Below are 25,613 nucleotides of genomic sequence, written 5' to 3' on the forward strand. Positions count from 1 at the left end.
ACACACAACATGAAGCGGGCGCCCAGGCGCCCGCTTTTCAGTTGAGTGCAAATGAGACAAAAGCACCAATGCACGATATGCGAGTGCTTGAAGAACATTCCGCCGACCTTTTATGTGCCATTCCGGTATTGTGCCCCAGCCTCCTGGCTATTCCCACGAAAGACACATTTTCGTTTGGTTTCCGAGCCATATGGATCGTTCGGCTTGCAAGGCGATAACCTAACTAAATTATATAAATCTAATTAATGGGCCGATCGGTAAAATTGCATCGATTTGCTTCAGCGAATATCAGTCTCCCCTTGATACAACTCCTCCATGAAACTTTAACAGCGCATCCGCCCTAAGGGCGCCTGGCTGGATTAGATCTTCGCTATCACCAGGAGGAGAGAGGCATGGCCATACTGATCGTCGAGGACAATCCGACCAATGCCATGATCATCAAACATCTGGCCCGGAAGGTCACTCATGAGGAGATCGTCGTGGAAACCGATGGTGGAGCTGCCTTGGCGCTCTGTCATGGCCGGGTTTTCACGATGTTGATCGTCGACAACATGTTGCCCGGCATGTCCGGTCTTCAGTTCGTCAAGGCTGTCAGACTCATGCAGCGTTATGACGATGTTCCGATCGTCATGGTGACGGCTGATCATGAGCCGAGGCTGCGTGCGGAAGCTGTGGCAACCGGTGTGACGGACTTCCTGACCAAGCCTGTCGAGGCGGTCGCCTTCAGAAAGCTTGTTGCAGATCATCTGGGCGGCGTGCCTGCAGACATGGTCGCCGCACGTTGAACCACCCCTGAACCACCCCTGAACCAAAGGAACACTTTCATGAAGAGCTTGGTCTTTGCTCTGTTTGTGACTGCCATGATGTCCGGGACTGCGCATGCGCTTGAACCAATCAAGGGACCGGTGGTCCTGACCGTGAAGGGCGCCATCTCCCATACCAATCAGGGCGACACCGCCACCTTCGACATGGAAATGCTCGAAGCCCTGCCAGGTCGCGAAGGAACAATGGAGACGCCCTGGACAACTGGAAATGTAACCTTCAAGGGTCCGCTCCTTCGGGAAGTTCTGAAGGAGGTGGGTGCAAAGGGAAGCATTTTGGTGGTCCGAGCGCTGAATGATTATTCCGCCGAAGTGCCGGTAGAGGATGCTGACCTCGATACCATCTTGGCCACCCATCTCGATGGCAAATATATGTCGATCCGCGACAAGGGTCCTTTGATGCTGGTCTATCCATTTGACCAGAAAGCGGAACTGTTCAACGAAAAATACTTCGGTCGCTCCGTCTGGCAGATCAAGGAAATCGAGGTCATCCGGTGACAACTGGCGGCATGAGCATCCGTCATGTGAAGGAGAGGGAGGTAACCACCCTCTTCCTTCAGGTGTTGTCGGCTGCTCTGCTGTTTGTGTTGATTATCTTCTTTGTCGATATCAGTCGGCAATACAGAATGATGGAAGACGGTGTCCGCGAGAATTCGATGTGGTCCGTCTATCAACTCGATCGTGAGGCGCGTGCGCTGGATTTCGCTCTGGCGGAGATGCGTCGTTCAGACACCGAAGCTGTCTCTTTCGATGATGTCTCCCTTCGGTTCGACATTCTGTATTCCCGCGTGAATGTTTTGCGTCAGTCCCGATTTGGCGCCTATTTCACCGGCGATCAACGCGTCGTCAGCATGCTTGATGATGTCGAGGTGGCGGTCGACGCCAAGATCCCTCTGTTCGACCGATATCTTCAGGGAATCGAACCCGGCGAAGATGAGCTTCAGGCGCTTGAACAGGACCTGGATGCCTTGGTCCGCCTGACCGAGGCGCTTCTCGTCCATACAAACAGCCGCCTGAACGAAGAGCGTGCCAACAGCCGCGAGATCATTCTGGGACTTGAGCGGAGCTCGGCAGTCCTGCTTGGTTTGCTGATGCTGTCGGTGGTCATCTTGATCATCACCCTGAACAAGCAGCTGAGCGCAGTCCGTAAGGCAAGCGTTGAACTTGAAGCCATTACGCGTGAACTCTCGGATGCCTATGAGGCCGCAGATGCGGGTAACCGCGCCAAATCCCAGTTCATGGCAACCATGGGTCACGAGATCAGGACGCCCCTTAATGCCATTCTGGGCATGTCCGAATTGCTCGAGCTTTCGGAACTCCCGCCAGAGACACTTTCTAGTGTCAAGACGATCCGTTCGTCAGGCGAAGCACTTCTCGAAATCATCAACGAGATCCTCGACTATTCGAAGATCGAGCATGGCAAACTGGAACTGGAAGAGCGGGCATTTGACCTTTATGGTCTTGCCGAAAGCACGGTCAGCATTGTTCGTGGTCGAGCCGAAGACCATAACAACACCGTGATCATGGATGTGCCGGAATCGCTCGAATCTCTCTGGGTCAAGACCGATCCAACGAGATTGCGCCAGGTCTTGCTCAATCTTCTGTCGAATGCCGTCAAGTTCACGCACCAAGGCACAGTAACGCTGCGGCTGCGCGAGTTTTACCGCGAAGGCAGATTGATGGTCCGCTTCGAGGTTGAGGATACCGGTATCGGGATCGATGAGGCAGGCTTGAGCAAGCTATTCAAACCCTTTTCCCAGGTCGATGCCTCGATCAGCCGCCGATATGGTGGCACAGGTCTGGGGCTCACCATCTGCAAGCAGATCGTCGAGAAAATGGGCGGCGAACTCGGCATGAGCAGCACTGTGGGTGTCGGCAGCATCTTCTGGTTCGAGCTGTCGGTTCTCCCGGTCGAACGTACGGAAACACGTCCATCGGCCCGCCTTCCTGTTGAAGAAAGAACCCTGCCGAGTTTGAAAGTCCTCCTCGTCGAAGACAACAAGGTCAATCAGGTTGTGGCGAGCCGCTTTCTCCAGCGGCTGGGACAGGAGGTGGAGATAGCCAATGATGGCGCTGAGGCCGTTGCCGTGGCGCGCAGTCAGAAGTTTGATCTCATTCTGATGGATATGCAGATGCCTGTAATGGACGGCATTGAGGCAACCCAAAGAATCATCGCCGAAGGCGGACCGTCCGCAGCAACCCCGATCATAGCCATGACAGCCAATGCCTCCGACGACGATCGTCGTCGTTGTAGCGAGGCCGGCATGAGCGGTTTCGAATCCAAGCCCGTGACGCTTGATCGGTTGCGCCGGGTGATCAGCAGTCTGGTAGAGCCGACGGAGATGCCCACGATGCACCAGAAACGACCTGAACTGGAGCAGGAGTTCAGCCTGCCCCAACCGGACATGAGCAGCTATGCCTCACTCGAAATCATGCCGGGTCTGGGCATGGAGGGGCTGGACGAGGCTCGCCACGCTGAGCTGGTGGAAGCTCTCGGCGAGGATGTGTTCCAGGAATTGGTTCAGTCTTTCTTCGACGATGCGTCTGACCTGATCGGTGAGTTGCACGCCGCGCTTGCCGAGCAGAATCCTGAAAAGGTCGATCGCGTTCTTCATACGATAAAGGGGGCCGCAATCAATGTGGGTCTCAATGACCTCGCATCGAGAGCCAATGCCCTGCGTAAGAAGGTTCCCTCACAGGCTGAGGTGGACATGCTCGGTCATGAAATTGATGCGTTGAAATACAAACTGGTTGCTTAGAGAGAAAGATGGAGGCGTTCATGCGTATCTTGTTGGTGGACGACAACAGCACGAACCTGAAATTGCTGACAAGACTTGTCGGCAAACTGGATCACTGCGAAGCCGTGCCGTTTTCAAGCCCTGACAGCGTTTTATCGGCTTTGCCGGAACTCGATTTCGATATCGCCATCATCGACTATCAGATGCCTGTCTATAACGGCGTGGAGCTGTACACCGAGATCGTGCGCTTTGAGAAATACGCGCAGATCCCGGTTATCTTCGTGACGGCCGATAAGGACATGACAACGCGTATGGCGGCCTTGAATGCCGGGGCCATTGATTTCCTCACAAAGCCGGTCAATCCAGTTGAATTCCAGGCCAGAGTGCAGAATATCGTCAGTCTCGCCCGCGCGCGTCGACAACTGGCAGATCAGGCGGAATGGCTGCGTCGGGAAGTCGAGCGCGCTGTCGGCGAGCTGCGTGAGCGGGAACAGGAGATCATACATCGCCTGACGCTTGCCGCAGGATACAAAGACCCCGAAACTGCCCGCCACACACTGAGGGTCGCGGCCTATTCGGAAGCAATTGCCATCGAACTCGGTCTGTCTCCGAATTTCTGCAATGACATCCGTCTTGCCGCGCCCATGCATGACATCGGCAAGGTTGCCATGCCGGATACCGTTTTGCTGAAACAGGGGCGCCTGACCGAGGCAGAATATCGGCAGATGCAGGCGCATGCCGAAATCGGCAGCAATATTCTGGGCTCGTCCCACTCCTCACTTCTCCAGCTCGCCTCGGAGATTGCGGCAAGCCATCATGAAAGATGGGACGGCCAGGGCTATCCAAACCGGCTGGTCGGAAACGCTATTCCGATTTCCGGTCGGATTGTCTGCATTGCCGATAACTTCGATGCATTGACCACGGAACGTCCCTACAAGCCAGCATGGACGTTCGAGCGTACTGTGGAGCACATCCTTGGTCGGGCAGGGACCCAGTTTGACCCCGACTGCGTTGCGGCCTTCGAGCGTGCATTGCCGCGAATTCGCGCGATCATGGACAAGGATCGGATGGAACAGGCGCAGGAAGCAGAAAAGGCAATTATCGCGGCGAATGAACGCGTGGCGTAATGCTTTGACGGCTCGCTGGGGCATGCTAAGGGCAATCCACTTTCGCTAGCTGGAGGCCCCCATAATGCAATCCCTCACCATCCGCCGCCCCGATGATTGGCATCTGCACCTGCGTGACGGCGCCATGCTGGAAGGTGTGATCGGTGATACGAGCCGCCACTTCGCCCGTGCAATCATCATGCCCAATCTGGTGCCGCCGGTGGTAACGACTGCAGATGCCCGCGCCTATCGCGAGAGGATTGTCAAGGCGATACCGGATGGTGATCGGTTTGAGCCGCTGATGACGCTCTATCTCACCGAACACACGGATCCGGATGACGTAGAGGAAGCCAGGCGTTCGGGTCTGGTGGCCGCAGTAAAGCTCTATCCCGCCGGCGCGACAACCAATTCCCATGGTGGCGTCCGCGATATCGAAAAAGTCATGCCCGTGCTAGAGCGTATGGCCAAGGTGGGGCTTCCGCTTTGTGTGCATGGCGAAGTCACGCACGCAGACGTCGATATTTTTGATCGGGAAAAGGTCTTCATAGACACCGTGCTTGATCCCCTGCGTAAGCGGCTGCCCGAGTTGAGGATCACCATGGAGCATGTAACGACGGCTGACGGTATCGATTACATCCGCGAAGCCGATCGCAATATTGCCGGCTCGATTACGACCCATCATCTGATCATCAACCGCAATGACATTCTCGTAGGCGGCATACGCCCGCATTATTATTGTCTCCCGGTCGCCAAGCGCGAGAACCATCGCCAGGCGTTGCGAAAAGCGGCTGTTTCGGGGGAAGCACGCTTCTTCCTCGGAACCGACTCTGCACCGCATGTCGATCCGCTCAAGGAATGCGGCTGTGGCTGCGCTGGTATCTATACCTCGATCAATACGATGAGCTGTCTCGCCCATGTTTTCGAGCAGGAGAATGCCCTCGATAAGCTGGAAGCTTTCACCTCCCTCAATGGGCCCGCGTGGTATGGGCTTCCCGTGAATGACGAAAAGATCACGCTGGTGAGACGGGAAGAACCTGTCGAGTTCCCCGCAAAGGTCTTCACCGGAGCAGGACCGGTGACGGTTTTTGACCCCATGTTTCCCCTCCACTGGGAAGTAATCTAACCGCCCCTATCATCCGCTGATGTGCATGCTTTCTACAAGATACGACGCTGTCGTACAAACAGCGTCGGGGGGAGGCTGGTCACGCGCATCAGAATAAGTATATAGAGAAGTAATTCTTCTTGTAGATACTTCAGATTTCTGAATTTTCGAAAGTACTTAAATTTTCAGTTGGCCTGCCATACGCAACGAAATTGTTAATGAATTGGAATAGTGAAGATCGATATTGAGGGTGGTTGAGCCGCTCGGAGACGAGAAGTCGATGCTAGACAATACGACGCTGCTGGTGGCGCTGGGTGTTTCCACCATATGCCTATTGCTCACCCTCCTTGGTATGTGGTTGACCCGCCGCACCGATCGTTTCATGTTGACATGGGTCTACGGGCTTGTGTGTATCGCCATAGGGACCTTTTCCTATAGCTATTATTCGCTTTATCCAGAGCCAATCCTCGGCAGCATCTGGTGCTTCTTCATCCTGTCTGGGTTCTCGATCATCTACGCGGCAGCCCACCAGTTTCGCACAGGCCGATCCCCGCTCGGCAGATCTCTCAAGCTGTCCGTCCTGACGGTCAATATGACGACGCCGGCAATGCTTTTCGGCTATGACGGCTTGGCGTTCATCATCCTCAACCTCGTTGTTATGATTCTTCTTTTCGCGTCAGCCTGGGAGTACTGGCTTGCGCGGGCGGAAGCGCCAGGTCCGCTGGTCGGGATCGTGACCCTCTATTCTTTGGCGGCGATATCTTTTTTTCTTTGCGCTCTCGTGCTCGTCATAGATGGCAAGCTTGTCTTGGGTCATGCTCCGGACAATTGGGCGGAAGTGCTCAATATCGCCGTTTCAATCGCTGGAATGACAGCTGTCGGCGCTCTTTCCTTGATGTTGCAACAGGCAAGGATCGCTGCCGAGCATCGGCTTGAGGCGCTGACCGATGCACTGACGGCTATTCCCAATCGTCGGGCCCTCTTTGAACGTCACGGCCAACAGGTCTTCGACGCTTCAATGGCCCTGATAGTCTTTGATATCGACCGCTTTAAGTCCATCAATGACGTACATGGTCATGCAGTTGGCGACAAAGTCATTCGCGCATTTGCCCGCGAACTGCACCGCACCACCGGCCCGGTGACCGTTGCCCGTCTCGGCGGTGAAGAATTTGCAGCTGTACTCGTCGGCATTGTCCCGGGCTACGCGGAATGGGTGGCCGAGCGGATCAGGCGGGGCTTCGGGCAGATGCAGATCGACAATGATCGCGATGAAGTCATAGCTGCAACCACCAGTGCCGGCGTCGCCTATGGCTCTGCCCAGGGCGCAACTTTGCATGACCTTCTGCAATTGGCTGATGGCGCGCTCTATCAGGCAAAGCGCAGGGGGAGAAACCGTGTCGAACTGGCCGTGCATGAAGAGCCGGACCTGAAAAGCGGCGCCACGCTTGTTCTTGGCTGAGCAAACCGGGTCTCTTCAGTCGGTTGCCGGGCTGAATCTCTGGCTTCACGCGCCACATGCTGCTATGGCCCCGATATCGCGCTGAAGAAGGAGCCAAGCCCATGCACATGACTTTCCCAGAGCCCGCCGTGATGGCCGAACTGGTTGCCCGGATGCTGTGGGAGATCAAGGCCGTGCATTTCAACGCTTCGGAGCCCTACAAGCTCTCGTCGGGCATGCGGAGCCCCGTCTATATCGATTGCCGCAAACTTTTGTCCTATCCGCGCGTTCGTTCAACGGTCATGGACTTTGCCGCAGCGACCCTGATGCGCAATGCGGGCTTCGAACAGTTCGACTGCATCGCCGGCGGCGAGACGGCGGGTATTCCCTTTGCAGCCCTGCTCGCCGATCGCCTCGGCCTGCCGATGATCTATGTCCGCAAGGCGCCGAAGGGCCATGGGCGAAATGCGCAGATCGAAGGCAACCTGCCGGAGGGTGCACGCGTTCTGGTCATTGAGGACCTGACGACGGCGGGTGGTAGCATGTTCAAGTTTATCGATGCGGTCAGAGCCGCCGGCGGCATTGTCGACCACGGCATCGCGCTCTTCTTCTACGGCATCTTCCCGGAAGCTCTGCAGCGCTTTGAAGATGGCAAGGTGAAGCTGCATTACATCGCTACCTGGCGGAATGTTCTGGCTGTCGCCCGCGATCAGAAGCTCTTCGACGACAAGACGTTGTCCGAGGTCGAAGCCTTCCTTGATGCACCGCTCGCCTGGTCGGGTAGGAACGGCGGCGTTTCATCACTCGCCTGAGCCAATGCCCGACACACCCTCTGGCATGTTGGGCAAACTTCGTTTAAATCGATTGAAACTGATGTCTGGGAGGTCTCTATGATCCTGTGTTGCGGCGAAGCGCTGATCGACATGTTGCCACGCGAAACCACGCTGGGCGAGCGCGCCTTTGCGCCCTATGCCGGCGGCGCGATCTTCAACACGGCCATTGCGCTGGGGCGTCTCGGCATCGACACCGGCTTCTTCACCGGCCTTTCAGACGACATGCTGGGCGATATCCTGCGCGACACGCTGAAATCTTCGGGCGTCGATTTCAGCTATTGCGCCACGCTCTCGCGCCCCTGCACGATCGCGCTGGTCAAGCTGACCAACGGCCAGGCATCCTATGCCTTCTACGACGAAAACACGGCAGGCCGGATGATCACCGAAGCCGATCTGCCCAGGCTCGATGACAGCTGCGAGGCACTGCATTTCGGCGCGATCAGCCTGATCCCGGAACCCTGCGGCTCGACCTACGAGGCGCTGATGACCCGCGAGCACAAGACCCGCGTCATCTCGCTCGACCCGAACATCCGCCCCGGCTTCATCAAGGACAAGGCGGCCCACCAGGCCCGCATTGCCCGTATGGCCGATATGTCCGACATCCTGAAATTCTCGGATGAAGACCTCGACTGGTTCGATCTCCAGGGCAGCCAGGACGAACGCGCCGCCTATTGGCTGACGCGCGGCGCCAAGCTTGTCGTGCTGACCAAGGGCGCGGAGGGAGCGACCGCCTATACCGCCAATTTCAAGGTCTCGGTGCCCTCGAACAAGGTGGAAGTCGTCGATACCGTCGGCGCTGGAGATACGTTCGACGCCGGCATCCTGGCATCGCTCAAGCGTCAGGGTCTGCTGACCAAGGAGAAGGTCGCAAAGCTCTCGGAAGAGGCTGTACGCGAGGCGCTGACGGTGGGCGCGAAGGCTGCGGCCGTGACCGTGTCGCGCGCGGGCGCCAATCCGCCGACGGCTGCTGAGATCGGGTTCTGAGCTAGGTAAAAATTGGCTGCGGAGGTCTACCTGCCTGCCCGCAGCTTCATGTTTTCATGCTTGGCCGAAGGGATTGACGATGCGCAGGCGGTCATCGATGACAAGACCGTCTTGCATATCTTCGGACATCAGGGTGTCGCACCCAGCCATCAATGCTGCTGAAACGATCATTGCGTCGTAGATGGAAAGCCCGTAGCGCTCGGCGATCCGCAATCCAGTTTCGTGTGTCTCCCAAGTGACCGGCTCTACGGTCAGCAGTGCACGGATCATATCCAGAAACAGATGCGTGTCAGGCCAGGGCATGCGCATCTTGCGGCGTAGCACATTGGCGATCTCATTGAGGACCTGAACGCTGATGATGCCGCCTTCAGCAATCACGGCCTCGGCACGATCAGCTCTCTGTGCATCGCCAGAAGCGAGGTTAAGCAGTACGTTCGTATCGACGAACCTACCGCCCATTCGCCTCATACCGGTCGAATTTGAAGTCGGGCGGTAACCGTCCCCGGAAGGCTCGAAGGCGCTCTAACAGATCTTCAGGCGTAGGCTTTCGCGCCACATCAAGTTCGCGCCAGTCTGCGGCGCGAATTTCGATATCATCGCCTTCCTTCAGCTTCAGCGCTTCGACCACGCTGGCGGGAAGACGCACCGCAAGGCTGTTGCCCCATTTGGCGATCTGCATGGCCAACTCCCATGATATACTCTGGCCATAATGTATATCAGTGTCGACGCCTCATCAAGCGATCTGCCTGCTTGCAGGCTCTCCTCACCCCATCTTCCGCTCCGCCAGCGCCGACACCAGCCCCGCCGTCGAGCTGTCATGCCCGGTCGCAGCGACCTTGCCCTGCACGACCGGCAAGAGCCCCGTCGCCAGTTCCTTGCCGAGCTCCACGCCCCACTGGTCGAAAGAATTGATGCGAAAGACGACGCCTTCGACAAAGACGCGGTGTTCGTAGAGCGCGATCAGGCGCCCAAGTGTATAGGGGGTCAGTTGCTCGTAGACGAAGGTGATCGACGGGCGGTTGCCGGAGAAGACGCGGTGCGGGGCGAGGAAATCGGCTTCCTCGTCCGACACGCCCTTGGCGGTCAGCTGGCTCTTGGCCTCAGTCAGCGTGCGGCCCTTCATCAGGGCTTCCGACTGCGCCAGGCAATTGGCGATCAAGAGCTCATGCTGGTGGCGCAGCTCCGGTTCAAAGCCGTTGGCGGCGATCAGGAACTCGGCAGGGATGACGCTCGTGCCCTGGTGGATGAGCTGGTAGAAGGCATGCTGGCCATTGGTGCCCGGCTCGCCCCAGACAACGGGGCCGGAGGCGCCCTGAACCGGCTTGCCGTCGATCGTGACACTCTTGCCGTTCGATTCCATGTCGAGCTGCTGCAGATAGGCCGGGAAGCGCGCCAGGCGCTGGTCATAGGGCAGGATCGCCCGCGTCGCATAGTTCAAGACGTTGCGATGATAGACGCCGAGCGCGCCGAGCAGCATCGGCAGGTTCTGCCGGAAGGGCGCGTTGCGGAAATGCTCGTCCATCGCATGGCCGCCGGCAAGGAAGTCGCCGAAATTGTCAGGCCCGATCGCGATCATCAGCGGCAGGCCGATGGCCGACCAGATGGAATAACGTCCGCCGACCCAGTCCCAGAAACCGAAGACGCGGGATTGATCGATGCCGAAGGCCGCGACCTTGTCGAGCGCGGTCGAGACAGCACAGAAATGATGACCGACAGCCGCTTCCCCGAGCGCATCGGCGATGAAGGCGCGCGCCGTCTGGGCGTTGGTCATCGTCTCGATGGTGGTGAAGGTTTTCGAGGCGACGATGCAGAGCGTGGTCTCGGCATTCAGCGTCTTCAGCGTGTCGGCGATATGCGCGCCGTCGATATTGGAGACGAAATGCAGGCGCGGTCCGTCATGGAAGGGCGAGAGCGCCAGCGTCGCCATGACGGGGCCGAGATCCGAGCCGCCAATGCCGATATTGACGACATCGGTGATGGCCTTGCCGGTCGCACCCTTCATCTCGCCGGACCGGATGCCATCGGCAAACTTGCCCATGGCCTCGAGAACCGCATTCACGTCAGGCATGACGTCACGGCCCTCCACGATGACCGGGCGGTTGGAGCGGTTGCGCAGCGCGGTATGCAGCACGGCGCGGCCCTCGGTGAAGTTGATCGGTGCGCCCGAGAACATCAGATCGCGCTTTTCGGCAACGCCTGCCGCCGTCATCAACTGCTCAAGCAGGTCGAGCACCTCGTCATTCACGGCGCATTTGGAATAGTCCATCAAGAGGTCGTCCAGCGAGGCAGAAAAGCGCTGGAACCGCCGACCATCAGCGGCAAAGGCCGCCCGCAGGTCCTCTGCATGGGTTGCGGCGACTGTGCTGGTCAGTTGGTCAAGGATGGCGTGCATGGCATTTCCCCGGCTGTACGGCGTTGCGGGGACATTATGCGGACGAAACGGCAGGATCAAGACTTGGGGGAAGCAAGCCTCCCCCAAATTTAAATCGATTTACTTCTGGTCGCGCAGCTCGCGCCGCAGGATCTTGCCGACATTGGTCTTCGGCAGCTCATCGCGGAATTCTATGTGGCGGGGGCGCTTGTAGTTGGTGAGGTTTGCCGCACAATGGGCCTTTACCTCGTCAGCGGTGAGGTTCGGGTCCTTGCGCACCACGAACAGCTTGACCGCTTCGCCCGAATGCTCATCCGGAATTCCGACCGCCGCGCTTTCAAGCACGCCAGGATGCATCACGGCCACTTCCTCGATCTCGTTCGGATAGACATTAAAGCCCGAAACCAGGATCATGTCCTTCTTGCGGTCGACGATCTTGATAAAGCCCTGCGCGTTCATCACGCCCATGTCGCCGGACCGGAAGAAGCCATCTTCGCTCATGACCTTGGCCGTTTCCTCGGGACGCTGCCAGTAACCGACCATGACCTGCGGCCCACGGATGCAGATCTCGCCAACCTCGCCAAGCGCCAGAGTCTTGCCATCCTCGTCGCGGATCTCGATATCGGTCGAGGGGAGGGGAAGCCCGATCATTCCGGAAAATTCGCGGCTGTCGAGGCGGTTGACGGTGGCAACGGGTGATGTCTCGGACAGGCCATAGCCCTCCGTGACAGGGCAGCCGGTCATCTGAAGCCAGCGCTCTGCGACCGGACGCTGCACGGCCATGCCGCCACCCAGCACCAGCATCAGCGAGGAAAAGTCGATCTTCGTGAATTCCGGATTGTTCATCATCGCGTTGAAGAGCGTGTTCAGGCCCGGAAAGACATGCGCCTTATAGGTCTGAAGCTCCTTCAGAAAGGCGGGAATGTCGCGCGGATTGGCAATCAGCAGATTGTGCCCGCCAAGGGCCACACCCATCAGCGAATTCACCGTGAGTGCAAAGATGTGGTAGAGCGGCAGGGCGCAGACGAAATTGAGCGTGTCGGGTCGGCCCTTCTCGGCAAAGGCAGCTTCAAGCCAAAGCGCAATCTGTTGCTTGTTGGCCAACAGATTGGCATGGCTGAGCGCCGCACCCTTCGAGACACCCGTTGTGCCGCCGGTATATTGCAGGAAGGCGAGGTCACTGCTCTGCACGTCTACCGGCTTCAGGCTGAGTTTTTCCCCTTCCGCCAAAAGAGTCTTGAATGGAACATGACCCGGCAGGCTCCATGCCGGCACCAGCTTCTTCACCTTGCGGACCACAAGATTGACGATATGGCCCTTGAACCCCAGCATATCGCCCATGGTGCAGACAATGACATGCCTGACCGGAGTGCGTTCCACCACCTGCTGAACGGTAGAGGCAAAATTCTCCAAAACCACGATCGCCTTGGCACCGGCATCCTTCAACTGGTGTTCCAGTTCACGCGGCGTATAAAGCGGGTTGACGTTCACAACTGTCATTCCCGCCCGCAGGATACCGTAAACGGTGACCGGGTTCTGCAGGATATTGGGCGTCATCACCGCAACGCGGTCGCCCTTTTCGAGGCCCTTGGACTGCAGCCAAGCACCCACTTTGCGTGACTGGGCTTCCAGCTCGCGAAACGTCATGCTGCGGCCCATGCTGGTAAAGGCGGGGCGATCGGCAAATGTCGCGCAGCTTGCTTCAAAAAGCGCACCAAGCGAAGCATGGGTGTGCGGGGCTATCTCCGCCGGGACCGACGCGGGATAGGATCTGAGCCAGATCTTCTCTGCAGCGCTGCCGCTCAGTTGGCTCGTGGTTTCCGACATGTATTCCTCCCGAAATGACGTTGGAGCAGGCCACTTCGCGTGGCGTGCGACCCTCCTCAAGGTCCCTTGACTCTATGCCTCATGGAATACCATGCAAGCCGCGAGAATTTATATGACCTTGACGTAAGCGTCAATAAAGTGACGACCCGGTTTGCACATTCTCCTTCGGAACCGGAATGCCGCCAGTTTGTTTCTTGAGGGATCAACCCAAGAGGAGGCATCAGATGAATCATTCCCAGACAAATCCTGCCAACAGCGACCCCTATGTGAAGGATACGCCCAGCCTGATTGCCAGCGATAAGGTGGAGGGGACGGCGGTTTATGGTCTTGATGGTGACCGGATCGGCTCGATCCAGCGGATCATTCTCGAAAAGCGCGGTGGCCGTGTTGCCTATGCGGTCCTTAGTTTTGGTGGCTTCTGGGGAATCGGCGATGATTACTATCCGCTTCCCTGGGAAAAACTCACCTATGACGAAAGCCTGGATGGCTATCGGATCGACCTGACCAAGGAGCAGATCGAGGGTGCCCCGCGCTTCCGAACGGATGACAACGATTGGTATCGCCACAATGGCCGCTCGGTTTACGACTTTTACGGTGTACCACCCTACTGGATTTGATTGGGCTTCGTCCCTAGGTCCCAGTCGCTTGGTTCCGTCCTTTGGCGGGGCCAAGTCTGTCTGTCAGAAACGATATCTCCGGTCGTTTCCATTCCATTAGCTCATCTGTCATAAATCTCTGACATTACGAATCCATCGCGAAACGGCGATCCGGCCCTCAGTCCGGGGTGGCGGTCCCGGTCCAATCTGGAGTCTTCTATGCGCATTGCAATCATCGGTACTGGCTATGTCGGCCTTGTCTCTGGCGTCTGCCTTTCGGATTTCGGCCATCACGTCACCTGTATCGATAAGATCGAAGACAAGATCGCCCGTTTGAATCGCGGCGAAGTGCCAATCTATGAACCTGGTCTGGATGTCATGATCGCCCGCAATGTCGCGACCGGGCGTCTCTTCTTTACCACCGATCTTGCCCAGCCTGTCGCCGAAGCCGATGTGGTGTTTCTTGCGGTCGGCACCCCTTCGCGCAAGAGCGATGGCCATGCCGATCTCACTTATGTTTATTCCGCTGCGCGCGAAATTGCCTCTGCCGTGAAAGGCTTCACCGTTCTGGTGACAAAATCGACTGTTCCCGTAGGCACGGGCGACGAACTGGAGCGCATCATTGCCGAAGCCAATCCGGAGGCGGATGTCGCAGTCGTCTCCAATCCGGAATTCCTGCGCGAAGGCGCGGCGATTGAGGATTTCATGGCCCCCGATCGTGTCGTGGTCGGCATGAATGACGATCGCGCCCGCAATGTCATGGCAGAGGTCTATGCGCCTCTCGACGCGCAACGCCATCCCGTCATTTTTACGGCACGTCGCACGGCAGAACTCACCAAATATGCTGCCAATGCCTTCCTCGCGCTCAAGCTTGCCTATATTAACGAGATCGCTGACCTCTGCGAGCAGGTCGGCGCCAATGTCCAGGACGTATCTCGCGGCATGGGGCTGGACACGCGTATCGGTCAAAAATTCCTGAATGCTGGTCCCGGTTATGGCGGCTCCTGCTTCCCCAAGGATACGCTTGCACTGGTCAAGACCGCCCAGGACCACAACAGCCCGATCCGCCTGATCGAAACGATTGTGGGCATCAACGAAACCCGCAAGCGCGCCATGGCCCGCAAGGTCGAACGCGCTGTCGGCGGTGATCTGCGCGGCAAGACGGTGGGCATTCTGGGTCTCACCTTCAAGCCGGACACCGATGATATTCGCGAGTCGCCAGCGCTTTCCATTGTCCAGGCGCTCCTGGACAAGGGTGCGCATCTGCAGGCCTATGACCCGGAAGGCATGCCAGCAGCACGGCAGATGATGCCGGAGCTGGATTACAAGTCCGGTGTGGACGCCGTTGCCGAAGGGGCGGATGCTCTGGTGATCATCACCGAGTGGAAGCAGTTCCACCAGCTGGATCTCGACAAGCTCAAGTCGCGGATGAAGTCCCCGGTGCTCATCGATCTGAGAAATATCTACAAGGCGGAGGAGGTGCGCGCGAAGGGCTTCGTCTATGAGAGTGTCGGGCGCGCAGGCTGATCTGATGCCGTTTAATGGCCTGCAATTATCGAAGAACGGCAGCGTGATCTCGCTGCAGCCGGTGAGACGTCAATCAGCCGACCCGAGCCCGTACTAGAATTACGGCACTCGCGCTCGGCGAACGCTCTGCCACAGTGCGAGCCGTTGCGCCAGTGCCTTCCGCTATTCAGCTGACGACACGCCTTTCGCGCTGTGACAGTCGGAAAAATCTGGAGACCGACCTCGATCAGAAAACCGCATGATCTCCCCGCTCGGGCAGGGTGCCACCGTCAAGAACGGAGCGATAGAAGTCGAACAATGTGTCTTGTCCCGTCGATGGTGTCGCGGCTTCATCGTAAAGCCCGGTCTTTGGATCAAGCACCAGCATGGATTCGGTCGCATAATACCGGCCGATCCTGGCCAGCTCAGCCTTGGCAGAAAGCTTCGGTGCTATGCGTCCAAGCGCGCCCAGCCCACCTATGATGACATCCAGCATCGCGATCGGGACCGACCGGAACTTCGGTGTCCTTCCCATCAATGAGAACAGGGCCTCGCCCTGCTCACGTGGCGTGATGGCATCGCCCGGTCCTCCGATCGGCAGGATCCTGTCCCACCGTTCCTCATTCTCAAGGCAGTCTGTCAGATAATTGGCAAGATCCCGGTCGCTGATCGGCTTGCAGGCCGTCAGCATGCCGTTGCCAAATAGCAAGAAGGCCTTGCCCTGGCGAACCCGCTCGATCTGGCCGGAGAGCGACTTGAAGAATGCTGTCGGTCTCACGATGGAGTAACGCAGCCCCGACCGGATCAATTCGGCTTCGAAGGCGAGCTTCGCCTTTTGAAACTCAAGCAGCGGTTTCTGTACGCAAATCGCAGACAGAAGCACGAAATGCCCGACACCGGCCTGCTTAGCTGCCTGCAGGACACGCGACTGAGCATGATAGTCGACCGCCCAGGCATCCTTCGGAGTGCCCGTCCGTGAGGCCATGCAGGAAATGACCGCATCTAACCGCCGTCCGGAAAAGCCATCCTCGGCAAGTGATCGGCTATTGTCGAAATCCACGATTTGCGTCGATACGCCGTCAAGCGATGAGTAAAGCGAGTTCCCGCTCACCGCTGCGCCATTCGCCGTATTGGATCGCAACAGGCACACGACGTCATGCCCATGGCGGACAAGAGCTGAAACCGTTGCCCGACCGATTGTCCCCGTTGCACCCACGACGCAGACACGCTTGCCGACTGGCGCGCCGTACAGAACCCGTCTTGCAGTTTTGTCAGCATCTACCAAACCGGGTCCGCCATCCTTGTTGAACGTCAAGGTTCTGTTCATGATCATCATGGAACGCGCAAAAGACTTGCGCAAGCAGCGACAAAATCTTGCCGCCGGATCGTTGCTGAATGATGGAACGAAGGAAATGGTGCCGCTTACGTGACTCGAACACGTGACCCCATCATTACGAATGATGTGCTCTACCGACTGAGCTAAAGCGGCCTATGGAGCGGCAACAACCGGTCCGTAATTTGTGACGCGCTGATACTAGGATTGCCTCGTCATTTCAAGCCGGAATTCTGAGGCGATCCAAAATTATGGTATGTCCCGGCATCACTGGCCTTGCTGAACCGGCCAGAGAGCGGGCCAGTTCTCCGGAGCGACCGGCTCGGAGCCGTCACAGTCCTGGACGCGCTCTTCGGTCAGGACGAAGACCGATCCACTGACACTTCGGGTGAGCACCCAGCTCTGCAACTGTCCGCAGTCGCCGAGACCACGGCCCTTGAAGAAGGCATCGAGTACGCCCGTTTCGAAATTGTATCCTGCGTTGTAGAGAAAAAAGCTGGTGCTTGGCCCCTTGTCCAGCATCACAGGCAGCGGCATCGGACCCAGATTGCCGAAGCTGTCGAGATAGAGCGCATAGGGCATGTTATAGGCACCCGACATGCCGCAGGGCAGCAGATATAGCGTCTCGTTGGCCGAGATCGCATGAACGATAGCATCGCCATCGAGGCTGCTTTCATCCGTTCCGGCGCAGCGCCCGGTGTCACCGAAATCGTCACGGATTGCCTCCGGCAGATCGCTGAAGCGCCGTATGTCCTTGAGTGCAATTGCATCTGCCGGCGGCAGGTCGCCTCTCGCGCTCAAGGCGTCAACGCGATCAATCCGACCTTGTACCTCGTCGATGAACAGCAGGCTGGCGGCAACACCTCTGAGGCTGAAGTCATGGGCAGTCTTCAGATCGCCGTCCTGCACTTCGATCCGTAATGTCTCACCGTTTCTGACCTCATCGATGAAGGCTGAGTCGATCGCAGGTCCCGACAGAACAAATGCTTGATCCACGGCGTCAAAATAAATGTCAGGCGCTGCAATTTCGATCGCCCGTCCGCCATCGACCGTCATGACCGCACGCCATGGACCGTCTGCCTGTCGCTCGTCCCTAACATCGGGCCAGACCGCAATGGTGACCGCCGTTTCTGGTCCGGCGTCGCGGCGCAGCGCAATCTGGTCCAGCGGAGCCCCTGAGACAAATTGCTCCATGACGCAATTCAGCGCTTGGCTGCAATTGACACGCCAGTCCCCGAACTCACCGAAGCGCGGCTCTGCCGCATGGACCGCTCCCGCAGAAACTGCCGTGAGCAGAGCCAGACCTGCAATCATGCGAAACGTCATGCGATATCCCCGTCGGTGCTAATGGCGGGGACCATAACGGGAAGGAACCTAGCCGCAAATCGCCTTTTTGCGCCTATATATTCGCGCTCAAGCCTGTCGACGACGGTGGCCACCGGCTCGACGGCCTTGACGGCTCCGATCCCCTGGCCGCAGCCCCAGATGTCCTTCCAGGCCTTCGCGCCGGTTGTCGCCTTGTCGAAATCCATCTTGGTCGGATCAGCGATCGGCAGATTGTCGGGATCAAGGCCGGCAGCCACGATCGACGGCTTCAGATAGTTGCCGTGCACGCCGGTGAAATAGTTGGAATAGACGATGTCGTTCGCCTTGGCGTCAACGATCGCCTGCTTGTAGGCGTCCGAGGCCCGCGCCTCTTCCGTGGCGATGAAGGGTGAACCGATATAAGCCATATCCGCCCCCATGGCCTGGGCCGCCAGGATTGCGCCACCATTGGCAATCGCACCGGCCAGCAGCAGAGGGCCATCAAACCATTCGCGGATTTCCTGCACGAGAGCAAAGGGCGACAGCGTGCCGGCATGACCGCCAGCACCCGTTGCGACGGCAATCAATCCGTCCGCACCCTTGCGGATCGCCGAATTGGCGTGCCTGTTGTTGATCACGTCATGCAGGACGATGCCGCCATAGGAATGCACAGCGGCATTCACTTCCGGAACGGCGCCAAGCGACGAGATGACGATCGGCACCTTGTATTTGACGCACATCATCAGATCATGCTCGAGCCGCTTGTTCGACATGTGCACGATCTGGTTTACTGCGAAGGGTGCTGCCGGTCGGTCCGGGTTCTTGGCGTTGTGGGAGGCGAGCTCTTCCGTGATTTCCGCCAGCCACTCATCCAGTTGCGATTCCGGGCGGGCATTCAGCGCTGGAAATGCACCCACGACGCCAGCCTTGCACTGCGCAAGCGTTAGCTGAGGGTGTGAAATGATGAACAGCGGCGAGGCCACCACTGGCAGTCGCAGATTGTCTTTCAGAATAGACGGTAGAGCCACCCCTTCACCTCCCTTGAAGTTACGTTTACGCAAACGTCAATTTCCTTAGCAGAGGTCCGTCGGCGAGGGAAGACCTATTGCCATACCCGGAGCGGATCATATCCGGGCCGTATCTGCCAAGCGCGATCTTGCCGCATTCCTGTGTTTATCCCCCTTCAGAGTCACTTCTTGGGACTTGCCTCGAAGATTTTCAGGGTCTACCGAACATCATGAGCTTATTCGAAGGGCAGCGGGTTAGACCTGACATGGAGCATGGCGGCCAATGAGCGGATTGGAAACAGCCATCCGGAATGCACTGGAACGGTCTGAGCGTGAGAATGCTGAAACCCGCGCCCGCATCTATCAATCGGCGCGCCAGGCGCTTGAAACGGGTCTGCGCAAACAGGCGATCAATGACGAAGAAACGGTCAGTTTCCAGCGCCGGCGTCTTGAGGCGTTGATCCATTCGATTGAGCTCGAAGAGCGCGCTCGACTGGATGAGGCATTGACCCCACCGTCTCTGGATGTTGATTCGCTTCTGGATAGCGCTGCGACCCAGGGGGTGGCGTCTCCCTCGGTCTTGGCCCCCGATCGTCGCGAACCTGCCTTTGCTTCGTCCGAAGCCGATGTTAGCCCTGACATACGCGGCGGTGACGTGCGCGCCGCGCAAGAGGCTCGCCCCTTCGAAGAGCCGAGCATCGACATGCGTTCGGAACGCGCCGCGCCGCCGCCTGTTGAGCCACGCCCGGAGGGCAAGAAGAAGAAAGTCAAAGCTGAAAGACCGCGGTCCCGCTCCACTGGCGCCTTTGCCAGGCTCTTCATTTACGGGACCATTCTGACGGCGCTCGGAACGGGGGCCTGGTGGGTCTACACCTCGGACTTCATGCTGACGGCGGAGGAGCGCAATCTCGGCCTTCCCACACCTCAGCCGCGCGTGCAAGCCGAGGATTTCACCGGATCCTCCGCCGGTCCGCAGGCAGTAAATGAGCGTGGCGGCTTCTCCGATGAATGGCTTGATGTATTCGCCCCTCAGCAGATCGCCGCAATCCGCCCGCGTCCAAACTCGCTGGTGGATGTGGTTACGGCAAGTGACGGCACAGCTGTTCGCATTCTGTCGAGCAGTGGGGATCCCTCGGGGGCCGTCGAAATCACAGTGCCGACCGAGGTTCTCCGCCAGATGGCCGGGCGAAGCTCGACGATCGCCCTGACGCTCCAGTCGACTGACGACGAACCTGTGGAGCTTTCGGTCTCATGTGATTTCTCCCGGCTCGGCGACTGTTCACGTCGAAGATTTACAGCCAACGCCCAAAAGGCAGACGCTCTCTTCCGTGTCTCTTTCGAAAATGGGATGGCGCCCGCAAACGCCGGGCGGCTCGTTATCAATGGAGATGTGACGGGCAGCGGTCGGGGTATAAACCTGTATTCGGTGCGCATCCTGCCAGGGCAGTGACCCGAGCCGATCCTTTCATTACTTCAGGAAGTCGGAGCCGCTGCACAGGATTTTCTTGTCGACTTTGCCAATCCGGGCTTCGTTTTTGTCCTCATAGGGCAGCGAATGAAGGATGTGGCGGATGAGGTTCAGGCGTGCCCGTCGCTTGTCATTCGCTCGAACCACGGTCCAGGGCGCGTGTTCGCTATGCGTCTCCTTCAGCATGCGGTCGCGTTTTTCGGTGTAGTCCTCCCACTTGTCGAAGGCGGCAATATCCATGGGTGACAGCTTCCAGATCTTCAGGGGATCATGCCTGCGATCATGGAAGCGTTTCAATTGCATTTCCCGCCCGATATCGAGCCAGAACTTGAAGAAGCGGATGCCGTCCTGTGCGAGAAGTTTTTCAAAACGCGGAACCTGCTTCAGAAAGGCCTCGTACTGCTCCGGGGTACAAAAGCCCATGACAGGCTCTACACCCGCACGGTTATACCAGGAGCGATCGAACAATACGAATTCGCCCGCTGTCGGGAAGTGGGACACATAACGCTGAAAATACCATTGGCCACGTTCTGTTTCAGTCGGCTTGGTCAGCGCAACCACCCGCGCCGAGCGGGGATTCATGTAGGAAAGCGTATCATGGATCGAGCCGCCCTTGCCGGCGGCATCGCGCCCCTCGAAAAGCGCCATCACCCTCACGCCTGTCTTTTGTTGCCAGAGCTGAACCTTGACCAGTTCCACCTGAAGGTCCTGCAGTTCCTTCTCGAAGGCAGCGCGATCCATCTTCTTGTCATAGGGATAGCCTCCGGATGCCATCGACATCTCATCGATCCACCCAGGAAGGACAGGATCATCGATATCGAAAACCCGTGCCTGACCATTGACCATCAATGTCTTCGCGCGACCCTGCACCGGCTTGTCCATCACTGCCTCCCTGCTTTCGACATGTCGAACATAGACCAGGCAGGCGCGGGCTGTGAAGCGCCTCTCGGTGCAACAATCCATTCCAAACGACGAATAGAGGCTCTCTTATGGGAAAGCGGCCATGCTGCATGGCGAGCAAGTGCAACTTCTGTCATGAATGGCGGATATTGGTGACAAAACATGCGGTACGATTGGGGTTTTGAATGCTGAATGAGGACAGAAGCGACTTGCGCCACGCATTCGAGCCTTTGCTGGTCCGCTGGCGACAGATCGCTGTCGCGGCGATTGTTTCTATGGCCTGTTATCTGGCGGGAGCTCAGGCCGGTTTTGCAATCGTTCTGTTTGTGATCGGGCTTGTCTACATCCTCTTTCGGCAGGACGGAACTGACAGCGAAGAGGTGGCCGCCCCGCCGGTGGCCCTTGAATCGCAGTCTGCGCGTCCTGATCCGGATAGTGTTGTGCAGGAAGTTATCGAGGCCCTCGACAAGCCCATCTTCATAATCGGACAGGATGGCCACTTGCGCGGTCAGAACAGCGTCGCCGACAAGGCTTTTGGACCGCCGGTAGGACCACTGCATGTTTCGACCCGTTTTCGTTCTCCCGGCATTCTCGACATGATCCGTGAGACAATCGAGACTGGCGAACCGAACCAGATCGAACATTCCGAGCGTCTGCCGTCAGAGCGGGTCTATACAGTTCGCATTGCACCGATGACCCTGGAGACCCTCAACCCGATTGAACCGCTCTTTCTGCTGTCTTTCCGCGACATTTCCGAATTGCGCCGGCTTGACCGCATGCGCAGCGACTTCGTCGCAAATGCCAGCCATGAACTCCGCACCCCTTTGGCATCGTTGCGCGGTTTTATTGAAACCCTTCTTGGTCCAGCGCGCGCCGATCCAAAAGCGCAAGAGCGCTTCCTTGGCATCATGCTCGACCAGGCGAACCGCATGAGCCGGCTCGTAGATGACCTGCTGTCACTGTCGCGGCTGGAGCTCAAGGCCCACATCGCCCCGGATCAGAAGGTCGATCTCGCTCCTGTTCTCGGTCATGTGCGCGATTCTCTGGCACCCCTTGCGGCAGAGCTGGATGTCACCATCGATCTGCATCTGCCGGAAGAGCAGATTCTGGTGGTCGGGGACCGCGATGAGCTCGTGCAGGTCTTTGAGAACCTGATCGAAAACGCATGCAAATATGGCCAGGAAGGAAAACGTGTCGACATTTACTTGCGACACACTGCAGAAGGAGGGACTGAGGTCAGCGTTGTAGACTGCGGACCAGGCATCCCGACGGAGCATGTACCGCGCCTGACCGAGCGCTTCTATCGCGTCAATATCGAGGATAGTCGCTCCAAGAAGGGCACGGGCTTGGGATTGGCGATCGTCAAGCACATCTTGACCCGCCATCGGGCACGGCTGGTCGTCAGGTCGGAGCTCGGCAAGGGAACCGACTTCACCGTGCGGTTTTGACATATTTCTCGATGAATGGCACGAGATCGTAGAAATTTCTTTTATAAATCAATAACTTAATATGTCACAAATGTTTCATCAAAGTGACATAAAAGCATGTCGCAAGAGCCGATAGAAGGAGACCTGCCGATTGTCGGCGAAAGGTCGACACAACGGCCGCAAAGACACACAAGCCCATTCCGGGAGATGATCATGAACGCTCTGAAACTTTCCGTAGCTGCCTTGGCGGCCTCCGTGGCCTTCGCCGGCGCTGCCGTTGCCCGTGACCAGATCCAGATCGCTGGTTCGTCCACCGTTCTGCCCTACGCCTCCATCGTCGCTGAAGCTTTCGGCGAAAACTTCGAATTCCCGACTCCGGTTGTTGAATCCGGCGGTTCCGGCGCAGGTCGCAAGAAGCTTTGCGAAGGCGTGGGTGAAAACACCATCGACATCGCCAACTCGTCGTCGCGTATCTCCAAGTCCGACATCGAGCTCTGCACGTCGAACGGCGTAACTGAAATCCAGGAAGTTCGCATCGGTTACGACGGCATCGTGTTCGCTTCGGACATCAACGGTCCGGAATACGCCTTCACTCCGGCTGACTGGCACAGCGCACTTGCTGCAAAGGTTCTGAAGGATGGCCAGCTGGTCGACAATCCTTACAAGAACTGGAACGAGATCCGCGCCGACCTGCCGGCTCAGCCGATCCTCGCTTTCATCCCGGGCACAAAGCACGGCACCCGTGAAGTCTTCGACACCAAGGTTATTGTGGCTGGCTGCGAAGAGAACGGCACCTTTGAAGCTCTGAAGGCTGCGGCAAACGGCGACGAAGATGCTGCTGAAGACGGCTGCATGGCGCTGCGCACCGACGGCGTTTCGGTCGACATCGACGGCGACTACACCGAAACCCTGGCCCGCGTTGACGCCAACAAGAACGGCATCGGCGTCTTCGGTCTGTCCTTCTACCAGAACAACACCGACAAGCTCCGCGTCGGCACCATGGGTGGCGTCGTTCCTTCGGTCGAATCGATCGCCTCCGGTGAATACCCGGTTTCGCGCCCGCTCTACTTCTACGTCAAGAACGCTCACCTCGACGTAATCCCTGGCCTCCAGGAATATGTTGAGTTCTTCGTTTCTGACGAAATGGCTGGCCCGGACGGTCCGCTTGCTGCCTACGGTCTCGTTTCTGATCCGGAACTGGCCAAGACGCAGGAAGCCGTCAAGGCTCGCACGCCGATGGCTCCGCTGAACTAATCCTAGAACAATCCGGCGGCATCCCGACGGGATGCCGCCGGTTTCCTTTGTAGCAGGGGTGCAGGCTTATGAGCGTTGGCGTCATCATTCTGGTAGTATTGGTTCTCTCCTCACTCGGCTACATTCTTGGCAAGCGGCATGCAGTGGCTGTTTCCGCCAGAGCAGGTGTCAAACTGCATTCTCTTCCGTCCTATTATGGTCAGACGGTCGCGCTTTTCGCTGCTGTTCCGGCACTCCTTCTGCTGATGGTCTGGCTTCTTTTGCAGCCGACCGTGATTGAAAGCCGCGTGAGTGGCATGATCCCCGACAGCGTCATTCCTGATGGTGGCGCAAGAAGCCTCGTCATGGCCGATGTGCGCCGGATTGCTGACGGTCTGGATGCCGTTTTGAACCGAGGCGGGCTGACGGAGCAGGATCTCGCGCGCATGAGTGCGGAGTCGGACGACATCCGTGCCAGCCTTGCCGAGGTGGGCATTGCCCTCGTAGGTGCCGTCCCTCAGGAAGTCTTCGTTGCGGCAAAGGAATACCGCTCGCTCGACAAGATCGGTGATTGGGCGATGACGGTTGTGGTCGTCGCTGTTTCTGCCGCCTTCGCGTTCTGGTCCTATCGCAGGATTCGCCCCGATATGCGGGCTCGAAATGTCAGCGAAAGCTTCGTGAAAGCTGTCCTGATTGGTTGCTCTACCGTCGCCATCCTGACGACGTTCGGCATTGTCGGTTCCCTGGTCTTCGAAACCATCCATTTCTTCCAGCTCTATCCGGCAAGCGACTTCTTCTTCTCGACAGTGTGGAACCCGCAGTTCCGAGGCGGGTCCGACCTTGGCATCTGGCCACTGCTCTGGGGCACTTTCTACGTCTCTTTCATCGCACTTCTGGTCGCCGTTCCGATCGGTCTTCTGATTGCGATCTACCTCGCGGAATATGCCGGCAGCCGTTTGCGCGCGGTCGCCAAGCCCGCGATCGAGATGCTCGCCGGTATTCCGACCATCGTCTATGGTCTGTTCGCCCTGATCACCGTCGGCCCCTTCCTGCGCGACTGGCTCGCCCAGCCGATGGGTCTTGGCAATTCCTCGTCGTCGGTGCTGACTGCAGGCCTCGTGATGGGTATCATGATCATCCCATTCGTCAGTTCGCTGTCGGATGACATCATCAATGCGGTGCCGCAGTCGTTGCGCGACGGGTCCTATGGTCTGGGCGCGACAAAGTCGGAAACAATCAAGCAGGTTGTCATGCCCGCCGCATTGCCCGGTATTGTCGGTGCGATCCTGTTGGCAGCAAGCCGTGCGATCGGTGAAACCATGATTGTGGTTCTGGGCGCAGGCGCTGCCGCAAAACTCGATCTCAATCCCTTTGAGGCAATGACCACGGTCACGGTCAAGATCGTCAGCCAGCTGACGGGCGACACGGAATTCGCCAGCCCTGAGACCCTGGTGGCCTTTGCCCTCGGCCTCACCCTTTTCGTCTTCACGCTCTCTTTGAACGTGATTGCCCTCTACATTGTGCGTAAATATCGGGAGCAGTACGAATGACCGACGCAACGATCACGGGCGGTATTACTGCTCCAAGAAAAAGCGTTTCGCTGCTGACGGAAGATGCC

General features: G+C 57.9%; 22 protein-coding genes and 1 tRNA gene. 14 read left to right on the plus strand and 9 right to left on the minus strand.

All coding sequences use genetic code 11. The features are described from left to right. The first annotated feature begins 392 nt into the window (after positions 1–392). The 8 genes from FE840_RS06695 (at position 393) to FE840_RS06730 (ending at position 9,022) form a co-directional block, all read left to right on the plus strand. Positions 393–785, plus strand: coding sequence for a response regulator (locus tag FE840_RS06695; protein ID WP_138285611.1), 393 nt, complete (start codon positions 393–395; stop codon positions 783–785). 39 nt (positions 786–824) lie between these two features. After that, positions 825–1,319, plus strand: a complete 495-nt coding sequence (locus tag FE840_RS06700; RefSeq protein WP_138285610.1) for a putative pterin-binding protein — start codon at positions 825–827, stop codon at positions 1,317–1,319. An 11-nt stretch (positions 1,320–1,330) separates the two neighbouring features. Then, complete coding sequence (locus tag FE840_RS06705; protein WP_138285609.1) at positions 1,331–3,580, plus strand: ATP-binding protein; 2,250 nt, start codon at positions 1,331–1,333, stop codon at positions 3,578–3,580. 20 nt (positions 3,581–3,600) lie between these two features. After that, positions 3,601–4,686: a response regulator gene (locus tag FE840_RS06710; protein WP_138285608.1), complete on the plus strand. Its 1,086-nt coding sequence runs from the start codon at positions 3,601–3,603 to the stop codon at positions 4,684–4,686. 64 nt (positions 4,687–4,750) lie between these two features. Beyond that, entirely contained in the window at positions 4,751–5,788 is a 1,038-nt protein-coding gene (gene pyrC, locus FE840_RS06715) for a dihydroorotase (RefSeq protein WP_138285607.1), read from the plus strand. A 259-nt stretch (positions 5,789–6,047) separates the two neighbouring features. Beyond that, positions 6,048–7,226 carry a GGDEF domain-containing protein gene (locus FE840_RS06720; protein WP_138285606.1) on the plus strand — a complete coding sequence of 393 codons (1,179 nt, stop codon included), beginning with the start codon at positions 6,048–6,050 and terminating at the stop codon, positions 7,224–7,226. Positions 7,227–7,327: 101 nt separating this feature from the next. Then, positions 7,328–8,017 (plus strand): orotate phosphoribosyltransferase, encoded by a 690-nt coding sequence (locus FE840_RS06725; protein WP_138285605.1) that lies wholly within the window; start codon positions 7,328–7,330, stop codon positions 8,015–8,017. 78 nt (positions 8,018–8,095) lie between these two features. After that, positions 8,096–9,022, plus strand: a complete 927-nt coding sequence (locus FE840_RS06730) for a carbohydrate kinase family protein (protein ID WP_138285604.1) — start codon at positions 8,096–8,098, stop codon at positions 9,020–9,022. A gap of 54 nt (positions 9,023–9,076) precedes the next feature. Here the strand turns inward: FE840_RS06730 and FE840_RS06735 are convergent, their stop codons facing one another. The 4 genes from FE840_RS06735 to FE840_RS06750 form a co-directional block, all read right to left on the minus strand. Beyond that, complete coding sequence (locus FE840_RS06735; protein WP_138285603.1) at positions 9,077–9,481, minus strand: PIN domain-containing protein; 405 nt, start codon at positions 9,479–9,481, stop codon at positions 9,077–9,079. Further along, positions 9,471–9,701 carry an AbrB/MazE/SpoVT family DNA-binding domain-containing protein gene (locus FE840_RS06740; RefSeq protein ID WP_138285602.1) on the minus strand — a complete coding sequence of 77 codons (231 nt, stop codon included), beginning with the start codon at positions 9,699–9,701 and terminating at the stop codon, positions 9,471–9,473. The genes FE840_RS06735 and FE840_RS06740 overlap by 11 nt, the downstream gene beginning before the upstream one ends. A gap of 84 nt (positions 9,702–9,785) precedes the next feature. Continuing rightward, positions 9,786–11,414 (minus strand): glucose-6-phosphate isomerase, encoded by a 1,629-nt coding sequence (pgi, locus tag FE840_RS06745; RefSeq protein ID WP_138285601.1) that lies wholly within the window; start codon positions 11,412–11,414, stop codon positions 9,786–9,788. Between the two features lie 99 nt (positions 11,415–11,513). After that, entirely contained in the window at positions 11,514–13,220 is a 1,707-nt protein-coding gene (locus tag FE840_RS06750; RefSeq protein WP_138285600.1) for a long-chain fatty acid--CoA ligase, read from the minus strand. A gap of 224 nt (positions 13,221–13,444) precedes the next feature. Here FE840_RS06750 and FE840_RS06755 point away from each other — a divergent pair, with 224 nt between their 5' ends. Then, positions 13,445–13,837 (plus strand): PRC-barrel domain-containing protein, encoded by a 393-nt coding sequence (locus FE840_RS06755; protein ID WP_138285599.1) that lies wholly within the window; start codon positions 13,445–13,447, stop codon positions 13,835–13,837. Positions 13,838–14,035: 198 nt separating this feature from the next. Continuing rightward, positions 14,036–15,343, plus strand: coding sequence for a UDP-glucose dehydrogenase family protein (locus FE840_RS06760; protein ID WP_138285598.1), 1,308 nt, complete (start codon positions 14,036–14,038; stop codon positions 15,341–15,343). Between the two features lie 226 nt (positions 15,344–15,569). Here the strand turns inward: FE840_RS06760 and FE840_RS06765 are convergent, their stop codons facing one another. From FE840_RS06765 to FE840_RS06780, 4 genes are all read right to left on the minus strand, one after another. Next, on the minus strand, positions 15,570–16,649 hold the full coding sequence (locus tag FE840_RS06765) for an NAD(P)H-binding protein (RefSeq protein ID WP_138285597.1): 1,080 nt from the start codon (positions 16,647–16,649) through the stop codon (positions 15,570–15,572). A gap of 86 nt (positions 16,650–16,735) precedes the next feature. Next, positions 16,736–16,811 (minus strand) — tRNA-Thr (locus tag FE840_RS06770). Between the two features lie 111 nt (positions 16,812–16,922). After that, positions 16,923–17,981: a DUF1176 domain-containing protein gene (locus FE840_RS06775; protein WP_138285596.1), complete on the minus strand. Its 1,059-nt coding sequence runs from the start codon at positions 17,979–17,981 to the stop codon at positions 16,923–16,925. After that, a complete protein-coding gene (locus FE840_RS06780) occupies positions 17,978–18,988 on the minus strand; it encodes an NAD(P)H-dependent flavin oxidoreductase (RefSeq protein WP_179028212.1) in 1,011 nt (336 codons plus the stop codon). The genes FE840_RS06775 and FE840_RS06780 overlap by 4 nt, the downstream gene beginning before the upstream one ends. A 262-nt stretch (positions 18,989–19,250) precedes the next feature. Between FE840_RS06780 and FE840_RS06785 the strand changes: the two genes are divergently transcribed. Beyond that, on the plus strand, positions 19,251–20,417 hold the full coding sequence (locus FE840_RS06785) for a hypothetical protein (RefSeq protein ID WP_138285595.1): 1,167 nt from the start codon (positions 19,251–19,253) through the stop codon (positions 20,415–20,417). An 18-nt stretch (positions 20,418–20,435) separates the two neighbouring features. Here FE840_RS06785 and ppk2 read toward each other — a convergent pair whose 3' ends face one another. Next, positions 20,436–21,317 (minus strand): polyphosphate kinase 2, encoded by an 882-nt coding sequence (gene ppk2 / locus FE840_RS06790; protein ID WP_138285594.1) that lies wholly within the window; start codon positions 21,315–21,317, stop codon positions 20,436–20,438. 203 nt (positions 21,318–21,520) lie between these two features. On the opposite strand from ppk2, the gene phoR reads away from it, so the two are divergent. The 3 genes from phoR to pstC all read left to right on the plus strand — a co-directional run bounded on the left by phoR (position 21,521) and on the right by pstC (position 25,545). After that, positions 21,521–22,783: a phosphate regulon sensor histidine kinase PhoR gene (gene phoR, locus FE840_RS06795; protein WP_138285593.1), complete on the plus strand. Its 1,263-nt coding sequence runs from the start codon at positions 21,521–21,523 to the stop codon at positions 22,781–22,783. 192 nt (positions 22,784–22,975) lie between these two features. Beyond that, positions 22,976–24,016: a substrate-binding domain-containing protein gene (locus FE840_RS06800; RefSeq protein ID WP_138285592.1), complete on the plus strand. Its 1,041-nt coding sequence runs from the start codon at positions 22,976–22,978 to the stop codon at positions 24,014–24,016. A gap of 68 nt (positions 24,017–24,084) precedes the next feature. Beyond that, positions 24,085–25,545 carry a phosphate ABC transporter permease subunit PstC gene (pstC, locus tag FE840_RS06805; protein WP_138285591.1) on the plus strand — a complete coding sequence of 487 codons (1,461 nt, stop codon included), beginning with the start codon at positions 24,085–24,087 and terminating at the stop codon, positions 25,543–25,545. Positions 25,546–25,613 lie beyond the last annotated feature (68 nt).

This window comes from Peteryoungia desertarenae (assembly GCF_005860795.2).
Taxonomy (GTDB): Bacteria; Pseudomonadota; Alphaproteobacteria; order Rhizobiales; family Rhizobiaceae; genus Allorhizobium; species Allorhizobium desertarenae.

Excerpts from the sequence above, each read along its gene's own strand:
- FE840_RS06740 (WP_138285602.1), bottom strand. The coding sequence starts at position 9,701 with ATGCAGATCGCCAAATGGGGCAACAGCCTTGCGGTGCGTCTTCCCGCC.
- pstC (WP_138285591.1), top strand. The coding sequence starts at position 24,085 with ATGAGCGTTGGCGTCATCATTCTGGTAGTATTGGTTCTCTCCTCACTC.
- FE840_RS06750 (WP_138285600.1), bottom strand. The coding sequence starts at position 13,220 with ATGTCGGAAACCACGAGCCAACTGAGCGGCAGCGCTGCAGAGAAGATC.
- FE840_RS06720 (WP_138285606.1), top strand. The coding sequence starts at position 6,048 with ATGCTAGACAATACGACGCTGCTGGTGGCGCTGGGTGTTTCCACCATA.
- pyrC (WP_138285607.1), top strand. The coding sequence starts at position 4,751 with ATGCAATCCCTCACCATCCGCCGCCCCGATGATTGGCATCTGCACCTG.
- FE840_RS06700 (WP_138285610.1), top strand. The coding sequence starts at position 825 with ATGAAGAGCTTGGTCTTTGCTCTGTTTGTGACTGCCATGATGTCCGGG.
- FE840_RS06760 (WP_138285598.1), top strand. The coding sequence starts at position 14,036 with ATGCGCATTGCAATCATCGGTACTGGCTATGTCGGCCTTGTCTCTGGC.
- FE840_RS06765 (WP_138285597.1), bottom strand. The coding sequence starts at position 16,649 with ATGAACAGAACCTTGACGTTCAACAAGGATGGCGGACCCGGTTTGGTA.
- FE840_RS06695 (WP_138285611.1), top strand. The coding sequence starts at position 393 with ATGGCCATACTGATCGTCGAGGACAATCCGACCAATGCCATGATCATC.
- FE840_RS06775 (WP_138285596.1), bottom strand. The coding sequence starts at position 17,981 with ATGACGTTTCGCATGATTGCAGGTCTGGCTCTGCTCACGGCAGTTTCT.
- ppk2 (WP_138285594.1), bottom strand. The coding sequence starts at position 21,317 with ATGGACAAGCCGGTGCAGGGTCGCGCGAAGACATTGATGGTCAATGGT.
- phoR (WP_138285593.1), top strand. The coding sequence starts at position 21,521 with ATGCTGAATGAGGACAGAAGCGACTTGCGCCACGCATTCGAGCCTTTG.
- FE840_RS06800 (WP_138285592.1), top strand. The coding sequence starts at position 22,976 with ATGAACGCTCTGAAACTTTCCGTAGCTGCCTTGGCGGCCTCCGTGGCC.
- FE840_RS06785 (WP_138285595.1), top strand. The coding sequence starts at position 19,251 with ATGAGCGGATTGGAAACAGCCATCCGGAATGCACTGGAACGGTCTGAG.
- FE840_RS06725 (WP_138285605.1), top strand. The coding sequence starts at position 7,328 with ATGCACATGACTTTCCCAGAGCCCGCCGTGATGGCCGAACTGGTTGCC.
- FE840_RS06735 (WP_138285603.1), bottom strand. The coding sequence starts at position 9,481 with ATGGGCGGTAGGTTCGTCGATACGAACGTACTGCTTAACCTCGCTTCT.
- FE840_RS06705 (WP_138285609.1), top strand. The coding sequence starts at position 1,331 with ATGAGCATCCGTCATGTGAAGGAGAGGGAGGTAACCACCCTCTTCCTT.
- FE840_RS06755 (WP_138285599.1), top strand. The coding sequence starts at position 13,445 with ATGAATCATTCCCAGACAAATCCTGCCAACAGCGACCCCTATGTGAAG.
- FE840_RS06710 (WP_138285608.1), top strand. The coding sequence starts at position 3,601 with ATGCGTATCTTGTTGGTGGACGACAACAGCACGAACCTGAAATTGCTG.
- pgi (WP_138285601.1), bottom strand. The coding sequence starts at position 11,414 with ATGCACGCCATCCTTGACCAACTGACCAGCACAGTCGCCGCAACCCAT.
- FE840_RS06730 (WP_138285604.1), top strand. The coding sequence starts at position 8,096 with ATGATCCTGTGTTGCGGCGAAGCGCTGATCGACATGTTGCCACGCGAA.